This is a genomic window from Paenibacillus popilliae ATCC 14706, assembly GCF_000315235.1.
Taxonomy (GTDB): Bacteria; Bacillota; Bacilli; order Paenibacillales; family Paenibacillaceae; genus Paenibacillus_B; species Paenibacillus_B popilliae.
Window position 1 is genome coordinate 1 of the sequence record NZ_BALG01000517.1, and the last position, 235, is coordinate 235.

A 235-nucleotide genomic window follows, 5' to 3' on the forward strand; every position below is an offset into this window, starting at 1 on the left:
TTAGGCGCATCAACTACCTGATACCAACCTGTTGATAGATCGGCATTTAAATCTCCTGTCATGGTAGCATTGCCATCGTCAGCGGTTACTCTGACTTTTTGCCATGTATAAAGGTCTTGCGTCCAGGGAGTCCAGCCTGTATTTGTAAGTCTGCGCATATAAAATTGGTTTGCATATAAACCGTAAACCTTTTGTAGTACCCATTCGGGGTTATGCGCAATGACCTCCACGTAAC

The 235-nt window shown here is 44.3% G+C and carries 1 protein-coding gene; it reads right to left on the bottom strand.

Annotated elements, in window-relative coordinates:
- Positions 1–235 (bottom strand): pyocin knob domain-containing protein (locus tag PPOP_RS24955; protein ID WP_006288329.1); only part of this gene is annotated, 235 nt, incomplete at both ends.